Source organism: Streptomyces sp. NPDC059785 (assembly GCF_042732375.1).
GTDB lineage: Bacteria > Actinomycetota > Actinomycetes > Streptomycetales > Streptomycetaceae > Streptomyces.
On record NZ_JBHWHV010000066.1, the window covers coordinates 16,230 to 39,568 of the forward strand.

The 23,339-nt window shown below is 72.5% G+C and carries 21 protein-coding genes; 15 read left to right on the forward strand and 6 right to left on the reverse strand.

Annotated features, from left to right (window positions below; all coding sequences use genetic code 11):
• Nucleotides 1–14: 14 nt before the first annotated feature.
• On the reverse strand, nucleotides 15–1,643 hold the full coding sequence (locus ACFV6E_RS35455; RefSeq protein WP_385467327.1) for a PucR family transcriptional regulator: 1,629 nt from the start codon (nucleotides 1,641–1,643) through the stop codon (nucleotides 15–17).
• A 107-nt stretch (nucleotides 1,644–1,750) separates the two neighbouring features.
• Complete coding sequence (locus ACFV6E_RS35460) at nucleotides 1,751–3,553, reverse strand: glycoside hydrolase family 15 protein (protein ID WP_385168388.1); 1,803 nt, start codon at nucleotides 3,551–3,553, stop codon at nucleotides 1,751–1,753.
• Between the two features lie 470 nt (nucleotides 3,554–4,023).
• Between ACFV6E_RS35460 and ACFV6E_RS35465 the strand changes: the two genes are divergently transcribed.
• From ACFV6E_RS35465 to ACFV6E_RS35515, 11 genes are all read left to right on the forward strand, one after another.
• Nucleotides 4,024–5,706 (forward strand): CTP synthase, encoded by a 1,683-nt coding sequence (locus ACFV6E_RS35465; protein ID WP_385467330.1) that lies wholly within the window; start codon nucleotides 4,024–4,026, stop codon nucleotides 5,704–5,706.
• 94 nt (nucleotides 5,707–5,800) lie between these two features.
• Complete coding sequence (locus ACFV6E_RS35470) at nucleotides 5,801–6,427, forward strand: NUDIX domain-containing protein (protein WP_385168356.1); 627 nt, start codon at nucleotides 5,801–5,803, stop codon at nucleotides 6,425–6,427.
• Between the two features lie 170 nt (nucleotides 6,428–6,597).
• Nucleotides 6,598–8,832 carry a tetratricopeptide repeat protein gene (locus ACFV6E_RS35475; RefSeq protein ID WP_385467333.1) on the forward strand — a complete coding sequence of 745 codons (2,235 nt, stop codon included), beginning with the start codon at nucleotides 6,598–6,600 and terminating at the stop codon, nucleotides 8,830–8,832.
• A gap of 175 nt (nucleotides 8,833–9,007) precedes the next feature.
• Nucleotides 9,008–10,123: an alanine dehydrogenase gene (ald, locus tag ACFV6E_RS35480; protein ID WP_385168385.1), complete on the forward strand. Its 1,116-nt coding sequence runs from the start codon at nucleotides 9,008–9,010 to the stop codon at nucleotides 10,121–10,123.
• A 402-nt stretch (nucleotides 10,124–10,525) separates the two neighbouring features.
• Nucleotides 10,526–11,704, forward strand: a complete 1,179-nt coding sequence (locus ACFV6E_RS35485) for a ParA family protein (protein WP_385168351.1) — start codon at nucleotides 10,526–10,528, stop codon at nucleotides 11,702–11,704.
• Nucleotides 11,689–12,258 carry a hypothetical protein gene (locus tag ACFV6E_RS35490; protein ID WP_385467336.1) on the forward strand — a complete coding sequence of 190 codons (570 nt, stop codon included), beginning with the start codon at nucleotides 11,689–11,691 and terminating at the stop codon, nucleotides 12,256–12,258. Before ACFV6E_RS35485 ends, ACFV6E_RS35490 begins: the two co-directional genes overlap by 16 nt.
• An 18-nt stretch (nucleotides 12,259–12,276) precedes the next feature.
• Nucleotides 12,277–13,416 (forward strand): segregation/condensation protein A, encoded by a 1,140-nt coding sequence (locus ACFV6E_RS35495; protein WP_385467339.1) that lies wholly within the window; start codon nucleotides 12,277–12,279, stop codon nucleotides 13,414–13,416.
• The gene (gene scpB / locus ACFV6E_RS35500; protein WP_385467342.1) at nucleotides 13,413–14,093 is read left to right on the forward strand and encodes an SMC-Scp complex subunit ScpB; all 681 of its coding nucleotides are present in this window, start codon (nucleotides 13,413–13,415) and stop codon (nucleotides 14,091–14,093) included. Before ACFV6E_RS35495 ends, scpB begins: the two co-directional genes overlap by 4 nt.
• Entirely contained in the window at nucleotides 14,093–15,160 is a 1,068-nt protein-coding gene (locus tag ACFV6E_RS35505) for a pseudouridine synthase (RefSeq protein WP_385168343.1), read from the forward strand. Before scpB ends, ACFV6E_RS35505 begins: the two co-directional genes overlap by 1 nt.
• Before the next feature lie 330 nt (nucleotides 15,161–15,490).
• Nucleotides 15,491–16,249 carry an NUDIX domain-containing protein gene (locus ACFV6E_RS35510; RefSeq protein WP_385168340.1) on the forward strand — a complete coding sequence of 253 codons (759 nt, stop codon included), beginning with the start codon at nucleotides 15,491–15,493 and terminating at the stop codon, nucleotides 16,247–16,249.
• Nucleotides 16,246–17,277: an ADP-ribosylglycohydrolase family protein gene (locus tag ACFV6E_RS35515; RefSeq protein ID WP_385168338.1), complete on the forward strand. Its 1,032-nt coding sequence runs from the start codon at nucleotides 16,246–16,248 to the stop codon at nucleotides 17,275–17,277. The genes ACFV6E_RS35510 and ACFV6E_RS35515 overlap by 4 nt, the downstream gene beginning before the upstream one ends.
• 158 nt (nucleotides 17,278–17,435) lie before the next feature.
• On the opposite strand, the gene ACFV6E_RS35520 is transcribed toward ACFV6E_RS35515, so the two are convergent.
• The 4 genes from ACFV6E_RS35520 to ACFV6E_RS35535 form a co-directional block, all read right to left on the reverse strand.
• Nucleotides 17,436–18,116 (reverse strand): DNA polymerase beta superfamily protein, encoded by a 681-nt coding sequence (locus ACFV6E_RS35520; protein ID WP_385467345.1) that lies wholly within the window; start codon nucleotides 18,114–18,116, stop codon nucleotides 17,436–17,438.
• A gap of 22 nt (nucleotides 18,117–18,138) precedes the next feature.
• Complete coding sequence (locus tag ACFV6E_RS35525) at nucleotides 18,139–18,594, reverse strand: Rieske (2Fe-2S) protein (protein ID WP_385168335.1); 456 nt, start codon at nucleotides 18,592–18,594, stop codon at nucleotides 18,139–18,141.
• A 16-nt stretch (nucleotides 18,595–18,610) separates the two neighbouring features.
• Nucleotides 18,611–19,195, reverse strand: a complete 585-nt coding sequence (locus ACFV6E_RS35530) for a DUF6529 family protein (protein ID WP_385168332.1) — start codon at nucleotides 19,193–19,195, stop codon at nucleotides 18,611–18,613.
• A 103-nt stretch (nucleotides 19,196–19,298) separates the two neighbouring features.
• Nucleotides 19,299–19,970 (reverse strand): hypothetical protein, encoded by a 672-nt coding sequence (locus ACFV6E_RS35535; protein ID WP_385467348.1) that lies wholly within the window; start codon nucleotides 19,968–19,970, stop codon nucleotides 19,299–19,301.
• A gap of 305 nt (nucleotides 19,971–20,275) precedes the next feature.
• Here ACFV6E_RS35535 and aroH point away from each other — a divergent pair, with 305 nt between their 5' ends.
• The 4 genes from aroH to ACFV6E_RS35555 all read left to right on the forward strand — a co-directional run bounded on the left by aroH (nucleotide 20,276) and on the right by ACFV6E_RS35555 (nucleotide 23,329).
• The gene (gene aroH, locus ACFV6E_RS35540) at nucleotides 20,276–20,638 is read left to right on the forward strand and encodes a chorismate mutase (protein WP_385168327.1); all 363 of its coding nucleotides are present in this window, start codon (nucleotides 20,276–20,278) and stop codon (nucleotides 20,636–20,638) included.
• Nucleotides 20,635–21,720, forward strand: a complete 1,086-nt coding sequence (locus ACFV6E_RS35545) for a prephenate dehydrogenase (RefSeq protein WP_385168325.1) — start codon at nucleotides 20,635–20,637, stop codon at nucleotides 21,718–21,720. The genes aroH and ACFV6E_RS35545 overlap by 4 nt, the downstream gene beginning before the upstream one ends.
• Before the next feature lie 176 nt (nucleotides 21,721–21,896).
• Nucleotides 21,897–22,589 carry a (d)CMP kinase gene (gene cmk / locus ACFV6E_RS35550; protein WP_385168322.1) on the forward strand — a complete coding sequence of 231 codons (693 nt, stop codon included), beginning with the start codon at nucleotides 21,897–21,899 and terminating at the stop codon, nucleotides 22,587–22,589.
• Nucleotides 22,547–23,329 carry a lysophospholipid acyltransferase family protein gene (locus tag ACFV6E_RS35555; RefSeq protein WP_385168319.1) on the forward strand — a complete coding sequence of 261 codons (783 nt, stop codon included), beginning with the start codon at nucleotides 22,547–22,549 and terminating at the stop codon, nucleotides 23,327–23,329. Before cmk ends, ACFV6E_RS35555 begins: the two co-directional genes overlap by 43 nt.
• Nucleotides 23,330–23,339 lie beyond the last annotated feature (10 nt).

The window sequence follows — 23,339 nt, forward strand, 5'->3', positions numbered from 1 at the left end:
CGTGAGGCAGGAGGTCAGGGGACGTGTCTGCGTGCTCTCAGCGCCAGGCTCAGGGCCAGGACCGTCTGCGGGTCGTCGAGGTCCGTGCCGAGGAGTTCGCCGATGCGGGCGAGGCGGTTGTAGAGCGTCTGGCGGTTGAGGTGCAGTTCGCGGGCGGTCTCCGCCTTGCGGCCCGCGTGCGCCAGATACGTCTCCAGGGTGGGCAGCAGCGGCGGCTTCGCCCGCTCGTCGTGGTCGCGCAGCGGGCCGATCGCCCGGTCCACGAACGCGGCCAGGTCCGGATGGTCGCGCAGCCGCCACAGCAGCAGGTCGGTGTCCAGGCGCCGGGCGTCGTACCAGGGGCGGTCCGGCAGGCCCTGGGCCGCGGTCGCCGTCTCCGCCGCGTGCCGCAGCCCCGCCGAGGCCGCCGCCCAGCCGCCCGCGACCCCGACCACCACCACCGGCGGCGGCGCGCCGGGCCGGCGCATGCCCGCGCGCTCCACCCCGGCGCGCAGCGCGTCCGCGACCCGGTCGGCCACCGCCGCGTGTTCGGCCTCCGCGCGCAGCCCGAGCAGCAGCGGCACCCGGCCCTCGACCGGCCGCACGCCCAGCAGAACCGGTACGCCCACCAAGGCCAGCTCCTCGGCGACCGCGCGGGCCAGGACGGCCCAGCCGCCGCCGGAGGAGGGGCCGTCCGCGAGCCGCATCACGACGGGCAGCAGCGGGCTGCGGCCCGGCTTGAAACCGAGGACCCGGGCCTGCGCAGGGGCGTCCTCGGCGCGGATGCGGCCCTCGGCGAGATCGGTGAGGAAGTCACCGCGCCCGCGCGCCGCGAGCTCCTCCTCCTGGCGGGCCTGCATCAGCACCACGGCGAGCACGCCCGCCGCCCGCTCCGCCGCGATCCGGTGCACAGGCGCGACGGGTCCGTTCACCGGCATGAGGACCAGGCGGGCGCGGACCGAGCCGGTACCGGGACCGCCGCCGGGCACGTCCACGAGCGTCGTCCCCGCGGGCGGGGCGTCCTTGTGCCGGCCGCGCAGCCCCTCCCAGACCTGAAGCGGGTCCGCGCCCGCGGGCCCGGCGCCCGCGGCGTACAGGAGCTGTCCCTCCGCCGTCTCCAGGAAGACCGGGTTGCCCCCGAACTCCGCGAGGATGCCGAGGACCTGCGGGACCCCGCCGCCGCCGAGCAGCGCCCCGGTGCAGCGCCGGTGCACCTCCTCGGCCTGCCGGAGCAGCGCGTAGTGCCCGTTGACGATCTCGGTGTGCACTTCCTCGGTGACCGTCACGAACGGCACCTCGCGGTGGAGCTGGACCAGGGGGAGGCCGGTGGCCCTGGCCGTCTCCACGAGGGCGGCCGGCAACCGTGCGAAGCGCGGCCCGAGCTCCACGACCAGGGCCGCGATGCCGCGTTCGGCGAGGGTGCGGACGAACGCCCGCTGCTCGGCGGGGCGGGTGCCGAGGCCGTACCCGGTGGTGAGCAGGAGTTCGCCGCCCTTGAGCAGGGAGGCGATGTTGGGGACCTCGCCCGCGTGCACCCAGCGGACCGTGCGGTGCAGCCGGTCGGCGCCCGCCACGATCTCCGGCAGACCGCTGCGCAGTCCGGGCAGTTCGAGCGCCCGCCGTACGGTGATGGAGGCGCCCTCAGAGTCGTGACGGCTGTTCATGCGGCGACGCTACCTGCGGGAACGGCGCCGGAACAGCGCCGGAGCGGCCGGGTCCGGACATGGGCCGGGGCCCGGCGGTCGCCGGGCCCCGGTACACCGCCGCCGGATCAGCCCCCGTACGCGCCGCTCGCCGTCAGACGCAGGGCCGTGTCGATCAGCGGGACGTGGCTGAACGCCTGCGGGAAGTTGCCGACCTGGCGCTTGAGGCGCGGGTCCCACTCCTCGGCGAGCAGACCGAGGTCGTTGCGCAGGGCCAGCAGCTTCTCGAAGAGCTTGCGGGCCTCGTCGACCCGGCCGATCATCGCGAGGTCGTCCGCCATCCAGAACGAACAGGCCAGGAAGGCGCCCTCGTCGCCGGGCAGCCCGTCCACGCCCGCGTCCTCGCCGTCGGTGGGGTAGCGCAGGATGAACCCGTCGGGGGTGGACAGCTCGCGCTGGATCGCCTCGATCGTGCCGATCACACGCTTGTCGTCCGGCGGCAGGAAGCCCATCTGCGGGATCAGCAGCAGCGAGGCGTCCAGTTCCTTCGAGCCGTAGGACTGGGTGAAGGTGTTGCGCTCGCGGTCGTAGCCCTTCTCGCAGACGTCGCGGTGGATCTCGTCGCGCAGCTCGCGCCACTTCTCCAGCGGGCCGTCGGCGTCCCCGGACTCGATCAGCTTGATGGTGCGGTCCACGGCGACCCAGGCCATCACCTTGGAGTGCACGAAGTGCCGGCGCGGGCCGCGCACCTCCCAGATGCCCTCGTCGGGCTGGTTCCAGTGGTCCTCCAGGTACCGGATCAGCTTGAGCTGGAGCAGCGAGGCGTAGTCGTTGCGCGACAGGCCCGTCATGTGCGCCAGGTGCAGCGCCTCGGTGACCTCGCCGTACACGTCGAGCTGGAGCTGGTGCGCGGCACCGTTCCCGACGCGTACGGGCGCGGAGTTCTCGTAGCCCGGGAGCCAGTCCAGCTCCGCCTCGCCCAGCTCGCGTTCGCCCGCGATGCCGTACATGATCTGGAGGTTCTCCGGGTCGCCCGCGACGGCGCGCAGCAGCCACTCGCGCCAGGCGCGGGCCTCCTCGCGGTAGCCGGTGCGCAGCAGCGAGGACAGGGTGATCGCGGCATCGCGCAGCCAGGTGTAGCGGTAGTCCCAGTTGCGGACGCCGCCGATCTCCTCGGGCAGCGAGGTGGTGGGCGCGGCGACGATGCCGCCGGTGGGGGCGTACGTCAGGGCCTTGAGGGTGATCAGGGAGCGGATCACGGCCTCCCGGTAGGGGCCGTGGTAGGTGCACTGCTCCACCCACTCGCGCCAGAACTCCTCGGTGAGTTCGAGGGACTGCTCCGGCTCGGGCAGCGGGGGCGGCTCCTTGTGCGAGGCCTGCCAGGAGATGGTGAACGCGATCCGGTCGCCCGGCGCCACCGTGAAATCGGCGTAGGTGGTCAGGTCCTTGCCGTACGTCTCGCAGGCCGTGTCGAACCACACGGAGTCGGGTCCGGCGACGGCCACCGTCCGCTTGTCGTGCCGGTGCACCCAGGGCACGACCCGCCCGTACGAGAACCGCATCCGCAGCGCCGAGCGCATCGGCACCCGGCCCGTGACGCCCTCGACGATGCGGATGAGCTGCGGCGCGCCCTCGCGCGGGGGCATGAAGTCGGTCACCCGAACGGTGCCGCGCGGTGTGTCCCACTCGGATTCGAGGACGAGCGAGTCGCCGCGGTACGTACGGCGGGCCGCGGTGGGCGGTTCGGAGTCGGCGGCATGGGCCGGGCCGAGCCGCCAGAAGCCGTGCTCCTCGGTGCCGAGCAGGCCCGCGAAGATGGCGTGCGAGTCGAAGCGGGGCAGGCACAGCCAGTCGACTGTGCCGTCCCGGCAGACCAGCGCCGCTGTCTGCATGTCTCCGATGAGTGCGTAGTCCTCGATGCGCCCGGCCACGTGCATCTCCAGTCGAACGGCCACGTCGCCCCTCGCGGGGCGGTCGCTCTTGCGGTCAAGGGATCGTTGTAAAGCGTCGTTGCGAAACGGACTGCCGAGCTCTCGTGTACCGGTTACGGGCTGGGGTGATGCCGTGTGCCGGCCGGGGTCGGCAGCGAGTGTCCGAGCAGGATACGACGCACCTCGATGATCCGCGCGCCGCTCCCGGCAACCCGTATGAGCCGAACGAGTGAGCACCGGGTGACCGTACGGTGAGCGGTGTGCGCGTCGATGCGATCTTCGTGACCGGGTGTGCGCGGAGCGTGGCCGGAAGCGGCCCTGTCCTGTCGCTGATACCCTGGTAGCCCGTGGACCGGTGGGCGAGAAACCCCCGAACCGCAGCGACGGCGCCTCCAGAGAACTCGGCACTTTCCCGGGTCGGACAGCCGGTACGCACACCAGACCGCGACCACGGGAGCCCCCTCTTGGCCATGCCGCCCAGTGCTTTTCGAAACAGCACAGCCACGACGACCAAGCACATCTTCGTCACCGGGGGTGTCGCCTCCTCCCTCGGCAAGGGCCTCACCGCCTCCAGCCTGGGCATGCTGCTCAAGGCCCGGGGTCTGCGCGTAGTGATGCAGAAGCTCGACCCGTACCTGAACGTCGACCCGGGCACGATGAACCCCTTCCAGCACGGTGAGGTGTTCGTCACCAACGACGGCGCCGAGACCGACCTGGACATCGGCCACTACGAGCGGTTCCTCGACGTCGACCTGGACGGCTCCGCCAACGTCACCACGGGCCAGGTCTACTCGACGGTCATCGCCAAGGAGCGGCGCGGCGAGTACCTGGGCGACACCGTGCAGGTCATCCCGCACATCACCAACGAGATCAAGCACCGCATCCGCCGCATGGCCACCGACGACGTGGACGTCGTCATCACCGAGGTCGGCGGCACGGTCGGCGACATCGAGTCGCTGCCGTTCCTGGAGACGGTCCGTCAGGTCCGTCACGAGGTGGGTCGCGACAACGTCTTCGTCGTGCACATCTCGCTCCTTCCCTACATCGGACCTTCCGGTGAACTGAAGACGAAGCCGACGCAGCACTCGGTTGCGGCGCTGCGCAACATCGGTATCCAGCCCGACGCGATCGTGCTGCGCTGCGACCGCGAGGTGCCGACCGCGATCAAGCGCAAGATCTCGCTGATGTGCGACGTCGACGAGGCGGCCGTGGTGGCCTGCCCCGACGCGCGGTCCATCTACGACATTCCGAAGGTGGTGCACTCCGAGGGTCTTGACGCCTACGTCGTCCGCAAGCTGGACCTGCCGTTCCGCGACGTGGACTGGACGACCTGGGACGACCTGCTCGACCGCGTCCACCAGCCGGCTTACGAGATCACCATGGCGCTGGTCGGCAAGTACATCGACCTGCCCGACGCCTATCTCTCGGTCACCGAGGCGCTGCGCGCCGGCGGCTTCGCCAACAAGGCCCGCGTGAAGATCAAGTGGGTCACCTCCGACGACTGCAAGACCCCGTCGGGCGCCGCCAAGCAGCTCGGCGACGTCGACGCGATCTGTATCCCCGGCGGCTTCGGCGACCGCGGCGTCTCCGGCAAGGTCGGCGCGATCCAGTACGCCCGCGAGAACCGGATCCCGCTGCTCGGTCTCTGCCTGGGCCTCCAGTGCATCGTGATCGAGGCCGCGCGCAACCTGGCCGGCATCCCGGACGCCAACTCCACCGAGTTCGACGCCGCCACCGGCCACCCGGTCATCTCGACCATGGCCGAACAGCTCGACATCGTCGCGGGCGAGGGCGACATGGGCGGCACGATGCGACTGGGCATGTACCCGGCCAAGCTCGCCGAGGGCTCCATCGTGCGCGAGGTGTACGACAACAAGGAGTACGTCGAGGAGCGTCACCGCCACCGCTACGAGGTGAACAACGGCTACCGCGCCGAGCTGGAGAAGAAGGCCGGTCTCCAGTTCTCCGGGACGTCCCCGGACGGCAAGCTGGTGGAGTACGTCGAGTACCCGCGCGACCTCCACCCGTACCTGGTGGCGACGCAGGCGCACCCCGAGCTGCGCTCGCGGCCGACCCGCCCGCACCCGCTCTTCGCGGGTCTGGTGAAGGCGGCCGTCGAGCGGCAGCAGGAGGCGCACAAGACCGGCAAGTGATCGATGGGTTGTACGGTTGCCGGGGTGCGCGTCTTTCGAGGCGCGTGCCCCGGTTTCCGTATGTCTGCGGTGTATGTGGGAGGAACAGGGCGACATGACGATCAAGGACATCCCCGAGGAGTGGGAGGTCAGGGCGAGCGAGACCCCGTTCGTCGGCAACAAGACCTCCGTCCGCGCCGACGACGTGGTCATGCCCGGCGGCTCGGTGGCCCGCCGCGACTACCAGGTCCATCCCGGTTCCGTGGCCGTCCTCGCCCTCGACGACCAGGACCGGGTGCTGATCATCCGGCAGTACCGCCACCCCGTGCGGCACCGGCTCTGGGAGATCCCGGCCGGCCTGCTCGACATCCCCGGCGAGAACCCGCTGCACGCGGCCCAGCGCGAGCTGTACGAGGAGGCCCATGTCAAGGCCGAGGACTGGCGGGTGCTGACCGACGTCTACTCCACGCCCGGCGGCTGCGACGAGGCCGTGCGCATCTTCCTCGCCCGTGAGCTGTCCGACGCCGAGGGGCAGCGGTTCGAGGTCGAGGACGAGGAGGCCGACATGGAGCACGCCCGGGTCCCCGTCGACGAGCTCGTCCGCGGTGTCCTCGCCGGCGACCTGCACAACAACTGTCTGACCGTGGGCGTGCTGTCGCTGGTCGCGGCCCGGTCCGGAGACGGTCTCGACGCGCTGCGCCCGCCCGAGGCACCCTGGCCCGCGCGGCCCTTCGAGTCCTGAGCGGACGCTACGGCCCCGAAGGATCTGCGATGTGACGATCGCCTGATCCGATCGGGGGACGTGCCCGCCGTGCTCCGCAGGGATCGTCGCACAGCGTGAACTAGGCTCTGGAAAAGGCCTGACCGGAGTCCCGGCGGGCTTGCGCGCGCAGTGGGACGGGAGTGTGGCCCGTGACGGATCAGGCGGTGGACACCGGCGGTACGGACCTGTCGGCTCAGGAGCGGTGGCCGGCGGCCGAGCCGAATCCCACGGAGAGTCAGTTCCTCGGGCGTACCCGAGAGTTGAAGGAACTCCGGGTCGACATCGAGCGCGCGGGCCTGGACACCCTCTCCGGCCGGAAGGCGCCCCGCGCGCGCGTGCTGCTCATCGCGGGACGGCCCGGTTTCGGCCGTACGGCACTCGCCGAGGAGCTCGTCCGGCAGGTCGCCCAGAGTTACCCCGACGGGGTGCTGCGGGCCCGGCTCACCGAACCCGACGGGACGCCGGTGCCCACCGAGCGCACAGCGCGGCATCTGCTCGGCGCGCTCGACGAGCACAGCCCGCCCGGCGCCGACGAGGACGAGCTGTCCGAGGCGCTGCGCGGCGCGCTGGCCGACCGCCGCGCCCTGCTCCTGCTCGACGACGCGGCGACCGCCGAGCAGGTCGACGCCCTGCTCCCGGACACCCCCGGCTGTCTGGTCGTCGCGGTCTCCGGCGGCCCGCTCACCGGTATCGCCGACGTCCGCCCCTGCACCCTGGGCGGCCTCGACACCAAGTCCGCCCTGGAACTGCTCGCCCGGCTCACCGGCTCGGTGCGCATCACCGTCGACCCGCGCGCCGCCGAGGGCCTGGTGGAGGAGTGCGGCGCGCAGCCCGCCGCCCTGGCGCTGGCCGGCGGCTGGCTCGCCGCCCGGCCCCAGGCCGCCGTCGCCGACCTGGCCAAACACCTGCGGACCGAGGCCGAGGAGGGCACGGCACTGGCACGTGTCTTCCGGCTCGTGTACACCTCGCTGCCCAGCGGTGCCGCCCGGATACTGCGACTGCTGTCGCTGGCCCCCGCCGGACTCGTCGACCCGCAGACCGCCTCCGCGCTGGCCGGCTGCTCGATCCACGCCGCCCGCAGCACCCTGGACGACTTCACCGGACTCGGCCTGCTGCACCGCGTCGACTCCTCGCTGCCGCAGTACGAGGTGCCCGGCTGTCTGCACCCGCTGCTGCGCGCCCTGGCCGAGTCCCAGGACCGGCCTGCCGAACTCCAGCTCGCCCGTGCCCGGATGCTGGAACGGACCGTCCGGCTTCTGGTCTCCTGCCGCGCGATCACCGAGACCGACAGCTCGCCCGCCCGCGAGAAGCTCGCCGGCCTGCCCCGGGCGCTGCGCTTCCCGCACCCCCGGGCCGCCGCGGACTGGCTGACCGCCCGGCAGCCCGCGCTGCTCGCCGCCGCCCGCCTCGCGGTGGCCGACGGCGACCTCGACACGCTGGCCCGCCGGCTGATGGCCGCGCTGGTGCGGGCGATGGTCGCGCACATCGGGATGCGGGCCGCCGCACCCGAGCTGTACGGCATCCATCAGCTCGTCCTGGACGTCGCCGAGCGCCGGAACCTGCCGCGCGAGCGGGCCGCCGCCCTGCTGAACCTTGCCGACCTGGACGCACAGACCGGCCGCACGGCCGAGGCGCTGGTCCGCTACCGGGCCGCGCTCGACGCCGGACGCGAGGCGAACGACCCGTACGCGACCGGGCGCGCGATGGAATCCGTAGGCGGTGCCCACCAGGAGCTCGGGGACTACGACCGGGCCGCCGACTGGTACGGCAGGGCGCTCGCGCAGCGCCTGGCGCGCGAGGAGCGCGCCGACGCCGCCCGGCTCTACGGGCGGATCGCCACCGTGCACACGTACGCGGGCCGCTACGGCGAGGCGCTGCGCAACTGGCGCTCGGCGGTCACCGGGCACCGCAGGAACGGCGACGTGGCGGCCCAGGCGCGGGCGCTGAGCGAGCTGGCCCGGGTGCAGGAGTACGCGGGGCGGCCCGAGGACTCGCTGCGCACCTGCCACGAGGCGGTGGAGTGGGCCCGCCGGGCCGACGACGTACGCCTCCAGGCCGCGCTCCAGCTCCGCCTCGCCGACACCCTGGACCGGCTCGGCGACCCGGTCGCGGCCCGGCTGCACCGGAGCCGGGCCGAGCGCATGCTGGGAGAGGAGTTCCCCGACGGCGGGGACGGTGACCACGGGGACGGCGAGGGCGGCGAGGGCGGTGACGACCGTGACGACCGTGACGACGGCGGTGACCGGCGCGACAGTGCTGACAGCGGCGACAGCGGCGACAGCGGCGACAGCGGCGACGGCGGCGGAGCGGGCGCGCAGCGCACAGAAGCTACGGAACAAGGCGCTAACACCTGCGAAATCCGTAGTACATCTGCCGACGATTGATGCATTGAAAGGCTAGACAGAGAGAATCCCTTCATTAGACTGGCTCCGCCGCGTTCTTTCGTGGTGTCTCCCGGTGTGCCGCCTTGCATCCCGGTACGACATGCATTGCCCCGAGGTGTGTACCGCCCTGGCATGCACAACACCAGAACCCTCTGAGCCAAGGACCGTGATCGACGTGAAGGTCGGCATCCCCCGCGAGGTCAAGAACAACGAGTTCCGGGTGGCCATCACCCCGGCCGGTGTGCACGAGCTGGTGCGCCACGGCCACCAGGTCTTCATCGAGCGGAACGCCGGGGCGGGCTCCTCGATCACGGACGACGAGTACGTCTCGGCCGGCGGGCGCATCCTGGCCACCGCGGACGAGGTCTGGGCCACCGCCGATCTGCTGCTCAAGGTCAAGGAGCCGGTCGCCGAGGAGTACCACCGCCTGCGCAAGGACCAGACGCTCTTCACCTACCTGCATCTGGCCGCGTCCAAGGAGTGCACGGACGCCCTCCTGGAGTCCGGCACCACAGCGATCGCGTACGAGACGGTCGAGCTGCCGAACCGGGCGCTGCCGCTGCTCGCCCCGATGTCGGAGGTCGCGGGCCGGCTCGCCCCGCAGGTCGGCGCCTACCAGCTGATGCGCGCCAACGGCGGCCGCGGCGTCCTGCCGGGCGGGGTCCCCGGGGTGCTCGCCGCCCGGGCCGTCGTCATCGGCGGCGGCGTCTCCGGCTGGAACGCGGCGCAGATCGCCATCGGCATGGGCTTCCACGTGACCCTGCTCGACCGCGACATCAACAAGCTGAAGGAAGCGGACAGGATCTTCGGTACGAAGATCCAGACCGTCGTCTCCAACGCCTTCGAGCTGGAGAAGGCCTGCCTGGAGGCCGACCTCGTGATCGGCGCCGTGCTCATCCCGGGCGCCAAAGCCCCGAAGCTGGTCACCAACGAGCTCGTCTCGCGGATGAAGCCGGGAAGTGTTCTTGTCGACATCGCCATCGACCAGGGCGGCTGCTTCGAGGACTCGCGTCCCACCACGCACGCCGAGCCGACCTTCCGGGTCCACGACTCGGTCTTCTACTGCGTCGCCAACATGCCCGGCGCGGTGCCCAACACCTCGACCTACGCGCTGACCAACGCCACGCTGCCCTACATCGTGGAGCTCGCGGACCGCGGCTGGGTGGAGGCGCTGCGCCGCGACCCCGCGCTCGCCAAGGGGCTCAACACGCACGACGGCAAGGTCGTTTACCGCGAGGTCGCCGAGGCCCACGGTCTGGAGCACGTCGAACTGGACAGTCTGCTCGGCTGAGTTCGCCGGCACCGCCAGGAGTCGACTTTCCGGGCGGCCACCGACCCGTGGGAGCGCGCCCGCGACCGGCAAAAGGCGATACGTCAACACAGGTCGTCAACATCACGCACCCGGCCGGACCTTGCCCGACAAGGTCCGGCCGGTGTGTGTCCGGTCACTTTGCGACACACGTTCAACTCGCCTCGAACGTAACTCTTCCACCGATTCGCACACCCGTGAATCCTGCTGTGCGACGGCCTTACGCCCTTGACAGAGGGTTGTTCGGTTGCCGACACATCGGGCCGGGTCCGGTGGATTGTGTTGCTGCGGACCGGTGACACGCCATAGAGTCGCCAACCGTCGGCATGGTGCCACGCTGACCTATCTAGAAGTTTCCTGGTCACCAAGGAGGTAAGACGACTTGTGAATGAGTCGACATTTACTCCCGGGGGTGGTCAACCAGGAGCGCCGGCACAGGGCCAGAGCTCGACGGGGCCCGAGGTTGTCGGCTCCGTCGCTGTCCGCACCTTCGCAGCCCACCGAAGTCACCACAAAGCAGGGCTGACCCAGCCAGCACACCAAAGCATGGATGGCCATCACGTGAACGCCATGGCCGGCAACGGAAGTGGCGAGAACCACACCCACTTCGCCGACTACGACGAACTGCCCGAAGGGCACTTCTACGACCCCGACGCAGAGTACGAGCCCGACCCCGAGTACGCGGCCACGCTCGCGCCCGACGCCGCGCGCCAGCGCCGCGAGCGCATCGGCCCGACCGGCCGCCCGCTGCCGTACTTCCCGATCCCGGGCCCGCTGACCGACCACGGTCCCGCGAAGATCATCGCGATGTGCAACCAGAAGGGCGGCGTCGGCAAGACGACGTCGACCATCAACCTGGGCGCCGCGCTCGCGGAGTACGGACGCCGGGTCCTGCTCGTCGACTTCGACCCGCAGGGCGCGCTCTCGGTGGGCCTCGGCGTCAACCCCATGGAGCTCGACCTCACCGTCTACAACCTGCTCATGGAGCGGGGCATGGCGGCCGACGAAGTGCTCCTGAAGACGGCGGTCCCGAACATGGACCTGCTGCCGAGCAACATCGACCTCTCCGCCGCCGAGGTGCAGCTCGTCTCCGAGGTCGCGCGCGAGTCCACCCTCCAGCGGGCGCTCAAGCCCCTGATGGCCGACTACGACTACATCGTGATCGACTGTCAGCCCTCGCTCGGCCTGCTCACCGTGAACGCCCTGACGGCGGCCCACAAGGTGATCGTGCCGCTGGAGTGCGAGTTCTTCGCGCTGCGCGGTGTCGCGCTGCTCACCGAGACCATCGAGAAGGTCCAGGAGCGGCTCAACCCCGAGCTGGAGCTCGACGGCATCCTCGCCACCATGTACGACTCGCGCACGGTGCACAGCCGTGAGGTGCTCGCCCGCGTCGTCGAGGCCTTCGACGACCACGTCTACCACACGGTGATCGGCCGCACGGTGCGCTTCCCGGAGACCACGGTCGCCGGTGAACCGATCACGACGTACGCCTCCAACTCCGTCGGTGCCGCCGCCTACCGCCAGCTCGCCAGGGAGGTGCTCGCCCGGTGTCACGCCGAGTGAGTCTGCCGGGGGCCGACGAACTGTTCCGTACCACCGGGGGAATGGCGCTCCAGGCGTCCACGCCCTCGCGCCGGACCAATGGCGAGGCCAGGGTGCCGGCACCCGCGGGGGAGAGCGACCCGGCAGCGGCGGCGGAGGACGCGCCGCACTCGGTGCCCGTACAGGGCGGCGACGGCGAGGGCGACGAACACGTCGCCGCCGAGGCCGAGACGACCGACGCGGGCGAGTCCCGCAGCCGCCAGGCGGCCCCGGAACGCTCCGGACGGCGCCAGGCGCCGCAGGAGGGCTCCGGAGCCGCCCAGCCCCGCACCAAGCGCGGCAGGGCCGCCGCGCGCCGCCCGAGCGGCCGCGAGCGGCACGACGAGAAGATCACGGTGTACGTCTCCGCCGAGGAGCTCATGGACCTGGAGCACGCCCGGCTGGTGCTCCGCGGCGAGCACGGTCTCGCCGTCGACCGCGGGCGCATCGTCCGCGAGGCGGTCGCCGTGGTCCTCGCCGATCTGGAGTCCCGCGGGGACGCGAGCATCCTCGTACGACGGCTTCGCGGGCGGTAGCGGTAGCCTGCGACGGCTATGACCTCGAACGACGCCTCTGTCCCGGCCCCCGGTCCGTCCGGCCGCCGGCGCGTGCTGGGGCGGGGCCCGGGAGCCGCGCTTCCCGCTCCGGTCGCCCGGCCGCCGGCATCGACCGCCGAGGTACCCGCTCCGGAGGCGCCCGCTCCCGAGGTGCCTGTCCCCGAGACGCCCGTTCCGGAGACGCCCGTTCCGGAGGTGCCCGCTCCGGAAGTGCCCTCTCCGGTTCTTGAGACAGTCACGGCTCCTGACGAGAGCGACGACGACGCCGGTGACGACGACGCCGGTGACGGTGTCTTCAAGGTGCGGCTGTCGAACTTCGAGGGGCCGTTCGACCTGCTGCTCCAGCTCATCTCGAAGCACAAGCTGGACGTCACCGAGGTCGCCCTGTCCAAGGTGACCGACGAGTTCATGGCGCACATCCGGGCGATGGGCCCCGACTGGGACCTCGACCAGACGACCGAGTTCCTGGTCGTCGCCGCCACGCTGCTCGACCTCAAGGCCGCACGGCTGCTGCCCGCCGCCCAGGTCGAGGACGAGGCGGACCTGGCCCTCCTGGAGGCGCGGGACCTGCTGTTCGCGCGGCTCCTTCAGTACCGCGCGTACAAACGGATCGCGGACATCTTCAACGGGCGGCTGGCGGAAGAGGCCCGCCGCTACCCGCGTACCGTCGGTCTCGAGCCCCAGCACGCCGCCCTGCTCCCCGAGGTCGTCATCAGCATCGGCGCCGAAGGGTTCGCGAGACTCGCGGTCAAGGCGATGCAGCCCAAGCCCAAGCCGCAGGTGTACGTCGATCACATCCACGCGCCGCTGGTCAGCGTGCGCGAGCAGGCGGAGCTCGTGGTCGCGCGGCTGCGGGAGCTGGGAGAGGCGAGTTTCCGGGTGCTGGTCGAGGACACCGACGACACCCTGACCGTCGTCGCCCGGTTCCTCGCCCTGCTGGAGCTGTACCGGGAGAAGGCGGTGGCCCTCGACCAGGAGGACGCCCTCGGGGAGCTGCTGGTGCGCTGGACCGGCGGGGACGGCGACGAGCAGCCGAAGGTGACCGACGAGTTCGACCGGCCGCCGGAGGACCCCGAGGCGGCCGGACGGGACGGGAAGCGGGACGGGAAGCGGGACGGGAAGGGCGAGAAGGCGTGAGCGAGCTGACCGGCGGGGCGAGCGGGGCCGGCGGGGCGCCGGCGGAGGCGGACGGGGTCGCGGCCCTCGATCTCCGGGGCGCGCTGGAGGCCGTCCTCATGGTCGTGGACGAGCCCGCGACCGAGGAGCACCTCGCGAAGATCCTGGAGCGGCCGAAGCGGCAGATCGCGGACGCGCTGCGCGAGCTGGCCGACGAGTACACCGTGCAGGGGCGCGGCTTCGAGCTGCGGCTCGTCGCGGGCGGCTGGCGGTTCTACACCCGGCCCGCGTACGCCACCGCCGTGGAGCGCTTCGTGCTGGACGGCCAGCAGGCCCGGCTCACCCAGGCCGCCCTGGAGACGCTCGCGGTGGTCGCCTACCGCCAGCCGGTCAGCCGCTCCCGGGTGTCGGCCGTGCGCGGGGTGAACTGCGACGGCGTGATGCGCACCCTCCTCCAGCGGGGTCTGGTCGAGGAGGCGGGCACGGAACCCGAAACAGGTGCGATCCTGTACACGACGACGAACTACTTCCTGGAGCGGATGGGCCTGCGCGGTCTTGACGAGCTCCCCGAGCTCGCGCCCTTCCTCCCCGAGGCGGACGCGATCGAGGCCGAGACGCAGGAAGGCGTTCCGTCGTTCGATCCGGACGCGCCCGATGCGCCGGGGACAGACGACGCAGACGACCAGACGGAACTTTGATGCGAAGCAGCGGCAGCGGTAGCGGCAGGAACAGCAGCGGACGCGGGAACTACCGGGGGGCCGGGAACCAGCGCGACGACAAGCAGAAGCGCGCCGGGAAGCCCCGCCCCGAGGAGCGCCGCTACGACGTGGGCCCCGGCGGCACCCAGGACGGACCCAAGTCCGGGCGCGGCGGCTCCGCGCGCGGCGGCGCCAAGGGCGGCCCCAAGCAGAGCCGGCAGGGCGGCGGCCGTACGACGCCCTCGCGCTCCCGCGAGTACGAGGCGCGGACCGAGGAGCGCAACCGGGAGCGGTACGCGGACAAGCAGGACGTGAAGACGCCGAAGACCTTCCCGGGCGCCGAGCAGGAGGGCGAGCGGCTTCAGAAGGTGCTGGCCCGCGCGGGCTACGGTTCGCGGCGCGCCTGCGAGGAACTGGTCGAGCAGGCCAGGGTCGAGGTCAACGGCGAGATCGTCCTCGAGCAGGGGCTGCGCGTCGACCCCCGGAACGACGAGATCAAGGTCGACGGGCTGACGGTGGCCACGCAGTCGTACCAGTTCTTCTCGCTGAACAAGCCCGCGGGCGTCGTCTCCAGCATGGAGGACCCGGAGGGGCGCCAGTGCCTCGGCGACTACGTGACCAACCGGGAGACCCGGCTCTTCCACGTCGGGCGGCTCGACACCGAGACCGAGGGCGTCATCCTGCTCACCAACCACGGTGAGCTGGCCCACCGGCTCACCCACCCGAAGTACGGCGTGAAGAAGACCTACCTCGCGCACATCGTCGGGCCCATCCCGCGCGACCTGGGCAAGCGCTTCAAGGACGGCATCCAGCTCGAGGACGGCTACGCGCGCGCGGACCACTTCCGGGTCGTCGAGCAGACCGGCAAGAACTACCTGGTCGAGGTGACCCTGCACGAGGGCCGCAAGCACATCGTGCGGCGCATGCTGGCGGAGGCCGGCTTCCCGGTCGACAAGCTGGTCCGTGTCGCCTTCGGGCCGATCACCCTCGGCGACCAGAAGTCGGGCTGGCTGCGCCGGCTGTCGAACACCGAGGTCGGCATGCTGATGCGCGAGGTCGATCTGTAGTCGCCTGCGGGCGCCACGGGCGCCACGGGCGCAGAGACGCCATCCTTCGGCCGGTTCCGGGACTGCCCCGGGACCGGCCGACGGCTTTCTGCGGTCGCGAGGCCGTGAGGGCGGACGAGGCGGGCGCGGAGCGCCTGGGGTGCCGTACGGGGCCCGCCCCGTCCCGCGGGCCGGGAGAAGCGCGTGTGGGGGCTCTCCCGGCCCGGTCGCGGGTGACGTCCTGATGCCCGGCCCGAATTTCCGGGCCCGAAGGCTTGTGCCCGTACGGCATTCTCTTTATAGTCGAGATGACTATTGGTCACTCTGACTATTAAGCGGGAGGTGGGCGGCGTGCGTACCTGGGAGGGGCTGGTGTCCGACGGCAGCGCGCCCGAGGGCTACGACAAGTACGCGTTCGAGCCCTTCGCCGTCACCGTCGACCTCGCCGTCTTCACGATCCGCGCGGGTGTGCTCCAGGCACTGCTGATCGAGCGGGGCCAGGAACCGTACGCGGGCTGCTGGGCGCTGCCCGGCGGCTTCGTCCTGCCGCACGAGTCGGCCGAGGCGGCGGCCCGGCGCGAGCTCGCCGAGGAGACCGGCCTGGCGGACGTCTCCGGACTCCACCTGGAGCAGCTGCGCACGTACAGCGAGCCCGGCCGCGACCCGCGGATGCGCGTCGTCTCCGTGGCCTTCGCCGCGCTGCTGCCCGACCCGCCCGAGCCGCGCGGCGGCGGTGACGCCGCGCTGGCCCGCTGGCTGCGGTTCGACTCCCTCGGCCCGCTCGCCTTCGACCACGACACGATCCTCGCCGACGCCCACGACCGCGTCGGCGCCAAGCTCGAATACACCACCCTCGCCACGACCTTCTGCCCGCCCGAGTTCACCCTCGGCGAGTTGCAGCAGGTCTACGAGACCGTGTGGGGCACCGTGCTCGACCGGCCCAACTTCCGGCGGAAGGTCCTCGCCACGCCGGGCTTCGTCGAACCGGTGCCGGGCGCCGCGCGCCTGACCGGCGGCCGCGGAAAGCCGGCCGCGCTCTACCGCGCGGCCGGCGCCACCGCACTGCATCCGCCCCTGCTGCGTCCCACACCGGAAGGACGGCACTCATGACCACGACGACGACCCGGACGCTCACCAAGCGCGGTGCCACCGGTTCCCTGCTCGGCCTCGCGCTCGGCGACGCCCTCGGCTTCCCGACCGAGTTCAACTCGGTGCCCGCCATCCTCGCCAAGTGCGGGCCCTGGCGGCAGATGCGGCTGCCCGAGCCCGCGCTCGTCACGGACGACACCCAGATGACGCTGGCGCTGGCCCGCGGGCTGCGTACGGCGATGGACCGCGGGCCGCTCGGCGCCGAGTCCCTGGAGCGGGCCGTGCGCCGGGAATTCGTCGCCTGGTCCGTGTCCCCGGAGAACAACCGCGCGCCCGGCCGCACCTGCCTGGTCGCCTGCGACCTGCTCGCCGAGGAGCGCCTGCCCTGGCAGTACGCCAGCCAGATCAACTCCAAGGGCTGCGGGGCGAACATGCGCGTCGCGCCGCTGGGCCTCATCAAGGGGCTGAGCGACGAACAGCGCTCGGGCGCCGCCCAGTTGCAGGCCGCGCTCACCCACGGACACCCGACGGCGCTCGCCGCCTCCGACCTCACCGCGCACGCGGTACGGCTGCTGGTGCAGGGCGTCGAGCCGCTGGGCCTGGTCGGACGGCTGCGCTCGTACGCCTACGAGAACCGCACCCGCTACCGCGCCCGCTGGCTCGGTGACCTCTGGAACCGCTCCCAGGACCCCACGCCGGAGCACTTCATCTCCCGTGGCTGGGACGAGTGCCTGGACGCGCTCGACCAGCTGCGGCACGCCCTGGCCACCGTCTCGCCGGAGAGCGACCCGTGCCTGGCCACCGGCGGCGGCTGGATCGCGGAGGAGGCCCTGGTCACCGGGTTGCTGTGCTTCCTCCAGTTCGTCGACGAACCCGTCACCGCGCTGCGGCGGGCCGCCTGCACCTCGGGCGACTCCGACTCCATCGCCTGTCTGACGGGCGCGTTCGCGGGCGCGTACCACGGCTCGGACGCCTGGCCGCGCGAGTGGGCCGACCGGATCGAGTACCAGAGCGACCTGATGTCGCTGGGCGCGCTCTGGGACTCCTGAGCCGCGACGGATACGAGTGAGAAGCCACGACTGGCCCGCCGGAGGACACAGGGGAGCCCCTCCGGCGGGTCGTCACTCCGGGGGGCGTCCCTCCGGGAGCCGGCCGCGCACCCGCCGGCTCCCGGAGGACGACGCCCCGCACGGGATCCACGGTTTCTTCAGCGGACCGAGGCGCGCCGCGTGCGGAACAGGAAGTCCTCCACGCGCGCGTGGTCGGGCTCCGCGGGCAGCGGGCTGCGCCCGGCCGCCTCGTCGGCCTCCGCCGCGAGGCGGGACATCCAGGTCTCGCACCGCGACCACGGGACCTCGCCGCGCTTGACCGCGAGCAGCGGCTCGCGCTGCTCGCCGACGTCGACCGTCAGGGTGCCGGTGCGCAGCAGGTCGCGGCAGCTCATGAGCAGCCGCAGCAGGTGCATGGCGTGCTTCCAGCGCGGCGCGCCGTACTGGCGGACGTCGGCCTCCAGCTTCCGGCGCTGGCCCCACGCGTACCGGACGAAGGTCTCGTGGGCGCGGCGCGAGAGGAAGGCCCCGCGCAGGGAGAGCAGTTCGCGGCCCGTGTCGTCGATCCGCTCCACGAGCGGGGAGTGCAGGCACTCCAGGATGTTGGGGTTGGCGCGCAGGGCGAGCTCGCAGAACCGCTCCAGTTCCCAGCTGAACTGTTCCTCGGCCGGACCCTCGACATGGGTCGGCGGCTTCTCGAACCGCCAGTAGAGCGGCGCGGGCGCGAGGAACACGCCCCGGCGGTCCGTGTCGCTGCCGTCCGTGGCCAGGCCGAAGGCGCGGGAGCCGGCCACGCACGCGTAGACGGTGTGGTCACGCACAAGATCCTCGGGTCGCATGGTCGGGAGGGTATGCGCCCGTTCACGCCCGGCGAATCGAATTTCCGCTCACCGTGATCCGCTCCGGTGGCAGCGGGCGCGGGGCCGGGCCCCCGGCCACCGAGGCGTCGTCGAGGCGGTACTTGCTGCCGTGGCAGGGGCAGTTGATGGTGCCGCCCGAGACGCTGTCCACCGTGCAGCCCGCGTGCGTGCAGACCGCCGAGAAGGCCCTGAACCGGCCCGCCTCCGGCTGGGTGACCACGATCTTCCGCTCCTTCAGGACGGTGCCGCCGCCGACCGGGACGTCGTCGGTCCTGGCGATCTCCTCACCGGCGGGGCTGCCGGAGGCGCCCCCGGACGGTTCGGCGGGCGGCGCCGGCCGGCTGTCGCCCTCCTCGTCGCCGTACTCGCTGCATCCCGCGCATCCGGCGAGCAGGGCCGCGGCGCCCGCCGCGAGCACCGCCCGCCGCCGCGCCGGTCGGATCGGTGAGTCCGTCATGTCGTCACCCCGAACGTCATGTCGTCACCCCGAACGTGCGGAAGAACCAGAGCGCCGACGTCAGCCAGACCACCGTGAGCACGGTGAAGACCAGCCCGCCGACGACCGGCAGCAGCCAGCCGGGCAGCCGCTCCGAGCGGAGCAGCAGCATCTTGGCGCTGAACGCGCCGAAGAAGAAGCAGCCGAGCAGCGAGTGCCACAGCACCCGCGGCTCGTGGTCCTGGTAGCCGAAGGCGTAGAGGCAGTGCACGGCGACCGGCACCGCCAGCAGGAACGCCGCCCGGCCCGACCAGCGGTGCAGCGCCGGTGCCCAGCCCGGGCCCGGCAGTCTGCCGTACAGCATGAGGGCCGAGACCACCTGGACCACCGCGCAGCCGGTCGCCGCCGTCGCCAGCCACGACTTCACCGCGCCGGTACTGCTGAACCCGGCGAGATTGAAGGCGGTGCCGGCCGGGTCGTGGACCTTGCCGTAGACGCCGAGCCCGACCGCGACCGCGGCGGCGACCAGGGCCGGGACGAGATAGCGGGCCGCCCCCGGTTCGCGGCGTGCGGGCTCGGGCGAGGGGAAGTCCTGCGTGGCGGCGTTGGGGTCCACGGTCATCGACGGCTCCCTGCGGGAGAACGGACGGACGGATGGGCGGTGTGCGGGCGGATGGACGTCGTACGGGCGGACGGGCGTCGTACGGGCGGACGGGCGGTGTCGGTCAGGGGGTGACGGGGCGGGCCGTGAGCCGTTCGCCGTCGATCGTCACGGCGCCGGTCTCCGGGTCGATCCTCGGCGCGGGCCCCGGCCTGCCGTCGCGCTTGGTGATGCCCACCTGGCCGCCGCCGGGCAGCACCACCCAGCCGCTGTCGACCAGCGCGCCGCGCACGGTGGCGGTCGCCCGGTACAGCCCGGACGGCTTGATCGCCTTGTCGGCGGTGAAGCCGTACCGCGTGCCGTTCAGGTCCACGGTGCCGCGGATGCGCCTGCCCTCCTCCAGCGTGCCGTTCAGCACGCCGCCGTTCTTGCCGGTGAGCCGCATGCCGCCGTCGTCCTCGACGTCGCCCTTCAGCCAGGACTCCTGGTCGCGGCCGTCGCAGAAGTAGGCGATCGCCCGGCCGCCGCGCATCGAGACCGCGACCGCCGAGGTGTCGTCGTCGGTGCGGCCCGCGTAGTCCGCGTTGGCCGGAACGCTCCGCGACGGGGACGCGCTCCCTGAGGGTGAGGCCGCCGGACTCCGGGACGCCGCCGGACTCCGGGACGCCGCCTGGCCCGGCGACGCCTCCCGCGCGGACGACGAGGCTCTGGTCCCCGTCGTCGCGTTGAGCGTCAGCAGCACCAGGCCGAGCACCAGTCCGGTGAGCAGGGTGAGAAGGGGTGCGGAACGTCGCATGGATATCCCCCCGGTCGGACCGTGCGCCGCGGGCGGGGCCGCGCGCTCACCCGCCACAAGCCTCCTGCCATGACAGCGGACGCGGGCCCCGGAGTCCAGAGGCGCACGGACGCGTTCCCGTCACAAGTGGCGGAAGCGGATGTTCCAGGCGAATCGGCGGACCGGGCCCGGCGGACGGGCGGCCGGCTCGTGCGGGCCGGCGGTCCCGGTCGCCGTCTCGGCAGGCGGGCGCCCCGCCCCGGCCCCCGGCGGGCTGACTACGCTGGTGGGCGAGTCGTGTACGTACATCAGCGAGGAGCATCACCGTGGCGGTACGAGCGGTCCGGGGCGCCGTGCAACTCGAGCGGGACGAGGCCGGGCACATGGACGAGCAGGTCAGCGAGCTGCTCACCGCCATCCTCGAACGGAACGGGCTGACCGCGGACGACCTGATCAGCATCTGGTTCACCGCGACACCCGATCTGCACAGCGACTTCCCGGCCGCCGCCGCCCGCAAGCTCGGCATCGTCGACGTGCCGCTGATCTGCGCCCAGGAACTGGACATCGCGGGCGCCATGCCCCGGGTTGTACGGGTCCTCGCGCACATCGAGTCCGACCGGGCGCGCGCCGACATCGCCCATGTCTACCTGGGCGCCGCGGGCGCCCTGCGCAAGGACATCGCCCAGTGAGAACCGCGCTCGTCATCGGAACCGGCCTGATCGGCACCTCGGCGGCGCTCGCGCTGGCCCGGCGCGGTGTCGTCGTCCACCTCGCCGACCACGACCCGGAGCAGGCCAGGACGGCCGCCGCGCTGGGCGCGGGAACGGACGAGGCGCCCGAGGGCCCCGTCGACCTCGCGATCGTCGCCGCGCCGCCGGCCCACGTCGCCGCCACGCTCGCGGACGCCGTGCGGCGCGGCGCCGCCCGCGGCTACCTCGACGTGGCCAGCGTCAAGGGCGGACCGCGCCGCGAACTGGAGACGCTCGGCCTCGACCTGTCCGCGTACATCGGCACGCACCCCATGTCGGGCCGCGAGAAGTCGGGTCCGCTGGCCGCCACCGCCGACCTCTTCGAGGGGCGCCCCTGGGTGCTGACGCCGACCCGCGAGACGCACACCGACGTGCTCAACCTCGCCCTGGAGCTGGTGTCGCACTGCCGGGCCGTCCCGGTCGTCATGGACGCCGACGCCCACGACCGGGCGGTGGCGCTGATCTCGCACATGCCGCACCTGGTCGCCAACATGGTCGCCGCCCGCCTTCAGCACGCCGAGGAGTCGGCGGTACGGCTGTGCGGGCAGGGCATCCGCGACGTGACCCGCATCGCCGGCTCGGACCCCGCGATGTGGATCGACATCCTGTCCGCGAACCCGGGCCCGGTCGCCGACGTCCTCGCCGACGTCTCCGCCGACCTCGACGAGACGGTCCGCGCGCTGCGCGCCCTGCAATCCTCCGACGAGGCCAAGCGCCAGGAGGGCGTCACCGGCATCGAGGACGTCCTGCGCCGGGGCAACGCGGGCCAGGTCCGCGTCCCCGGGAAGCACGGTTCGGCGCCGCGCGCGTACGACGTCGTGGTCGTCCTCATCGACGACCAGCCCGGCCAGCTCGCCCGGATCTTCGCGGACGCGGACCGGGCCGGGGTCAACATCGAGGACGTGCGCATCGAGCACGCCACCGGTCAGCAGGCCGGTCTGATGCAGCTCATGGTGGAGCCGCAGGCGGCACCGGTGCTGAGCGCGGCCCTGCGGGAGCGGGGCTGGGCGCTGCGGCAGTAGCGGTCGCCCGGGACGCCTGCCCGGCCGCGCCCGGCGCGGGGCCCCTGGGACGGCCCGGCCCGGCGGGGGCCCTGGGACGGGCCGTGAGGAGGGGGCGGCGGAGCCAGTAACCTTGTGCGGGGCGCGTTCGTGCCCCGCACAGACCTCCACCCCGTACCAGGAAGGTGTCCGCCACCGTGGAAAGCGCCGCCCGGACCGCCCCGGCAGTGATTGTCGCCATCGACGGCCCCTCCGGCACGGGCAAGTCGAGCACCTCGAAGGCCGTGGCCGCGCAGCTGGGGCTGAGCTACCTGGACACCGGCGCCCAGTACCGGGCGATCACCTGGTGGATGGTGGCCAACGGGATAGACATCACCGACCCCACCGCGATCGCCGCCGTCGCCGGGAAGCCGGAGATCGTCTCCGGTACCGACCCGTCCGCGCCGACCATCAGCGTCGACGGCACCGACGTCGCCGGACCGATCCGCACCCAGGAGGTCACCTCCAAGGTCAGCGCGGTCAGCGCGGTGCCCGAGGTGCGGACCCGGGTCACCGAGCTCCAGCGCTCGATCGCCGCCGCCGCACCGGCCGGGATCGTCGTCGAGGGCCGCGACATCGGTACGACGGTGCTCCCCGACGCCGACCTGAAGATCTTCCTCACCGCCTCCCCGGAGGCGCGGGCCGCCCGCCGCAGCGGCGAGCTGAAGGGCGCCGACGTCCAGCAGACCCGCGAGGCGCTGCTCAAGCGCGACGCGGCCGACTCCACCCGCAAGACCTCTCCGCTCGCCAAGGCGGACGACGCGGTCGAGGTGGACACCTCCGACCTCACGCTCCAGCAGGTCATCGAGTGCGTCGTCACCCTCGTCGAGGAGAAGCGGGCCGCGAAGTGAGCGGTCGCGAAGGGCGCGGCCGCGCGGCGGGCGACGCTCCTTCCGTGCGGGGCGCCGAGGTCGGGCGCCGCATCGGCGTCGGCCTGATGTACGGGCTGTGGAAGCCGCGCGTCCTGGGCGCCTGGAAGGTGCCCGCGACCGGCCCGGCGATCCTGGCCGTGAACCACTCGCACAACATCGACGGCCCGATGGTCATGGGCGTGGCGCCCCGGCCGACGCACTTCCTGATCAAGAAGGAGGCGTTCGTCGGCCCGCTCGACCCCTTCCTGCTCGGCATCGGGCAGGTCAAGGTGGACCGGACGGGCACCGACCGCACCGCGATCACCCGGGCCCTCGGCGTCCTCGACCAGGGCGGGGTCCTCGGCATCTTCCCCGAGGGCACCCGGGGCGAGGGCGACTTCGCCTCGCTGCGGGCCGGTCTCGCCTACTTCGCCGTGCGCAGCGGCGCCCCGGTCGTCCCCGTGGCGGTGCTGGGAAGTTCCGGGCGCGGCGGCCGGTTGATAAAGGGGCTGCCGCCGCTGCGGAGCCGGGTCGACGTCGTCTTCGGCGACCCGTTCGACGCGGGCGACGGCAGCGGACGGCGTACGCGCAAGGCGCTGGACGAGGCGACCCTGCGCATCCAGAAGCGGCTGAGCACGCACCTGGACCACGCCAGAGGCCTGACGGGCCGCACGGAGACGGACCGCACGGGACCGGAGACGGACCGCACGGAAAAGGCCGGGCGCCCCGACGGGCACTGAGCGACACTTG

Excerpts from the sequence above, each read along its gene's own strand:
- ACFV6E_RS35515 (WP_385168338.1), top strand. The coding sequence starts at position 16,246 with ATGACCACGACGACGACCCGGACGCTCACCAAGCGCGGTGCCACCGGT.
- ACFV6E_RS35470 (WP_385168356.1), top strand. The coding sequence starts at position 5,801 with ATGACGATCAAGGACATCCCCGAGGAGTGGGAGGTCAGGGCGAGCGAG.
- ACFV6E_RS35495 (WP_385467339.1), top strand. The coding sequence starts at position 12,277 with ATGACCTCGAACGACGCCTCTGTCCCGGCCCCCGGTCCGTCCGGCCGC.
- ACFV6E_RS35535 (WP_385467348.1), bottom strand. The coding sequence starts at position 19,970 with ATGCGACGTTCCGCACCCCTTCTCACCCTGCTCACCGGACTGGTGCTC.
- ACFV6E_RS35455 (WP_385467327.1), bottom strand. The coding sequence starts at position 1,643 with ATGAACAGCCGTCACGACTCTGAGGGCGCCTCCATCACCGTACGGCGG.
- ACFV6E_RS35530 (WP_385168332.1), bottom strand. The coding sequence starts at position 19,195 with ATGACCGTGGACCCCAACGCCGCCACGCAGGACTTCCCCTCGCCCGAG.
- ACFV6E_RS35520 (WP_385467345.1), bottom strand. The coding sequence starts at position 18,116 with ATGCGACCCGAGGATCTTGTGCGTGACCACACCGTCTACGCGTGCGTG.
- ACFV6E_RS35465 (WP_385467330.1), top strand. The coding sequence starts at position 4,024 with ATGCCGCCCAGTGCTTTTCGAAACAGCACAGCCACGACGACCAAGCAC.
- ACFV6E_RS35505 (WP_385168343.1), top strand. The coding sequence starts at position 14,093 with ATGCGAAGCAGCGGCAGCGGTAGCGGCAGGAACAGCAGCGGACGCGGG.
- ACFV6E_RS35525 (WP_385168335.1), bottom strand. The coding sequence starts at position 18,594 with ATGACGGACTCACCGATCCGACCGGCGCGGCGGCGGGCGGTGCTCGCG.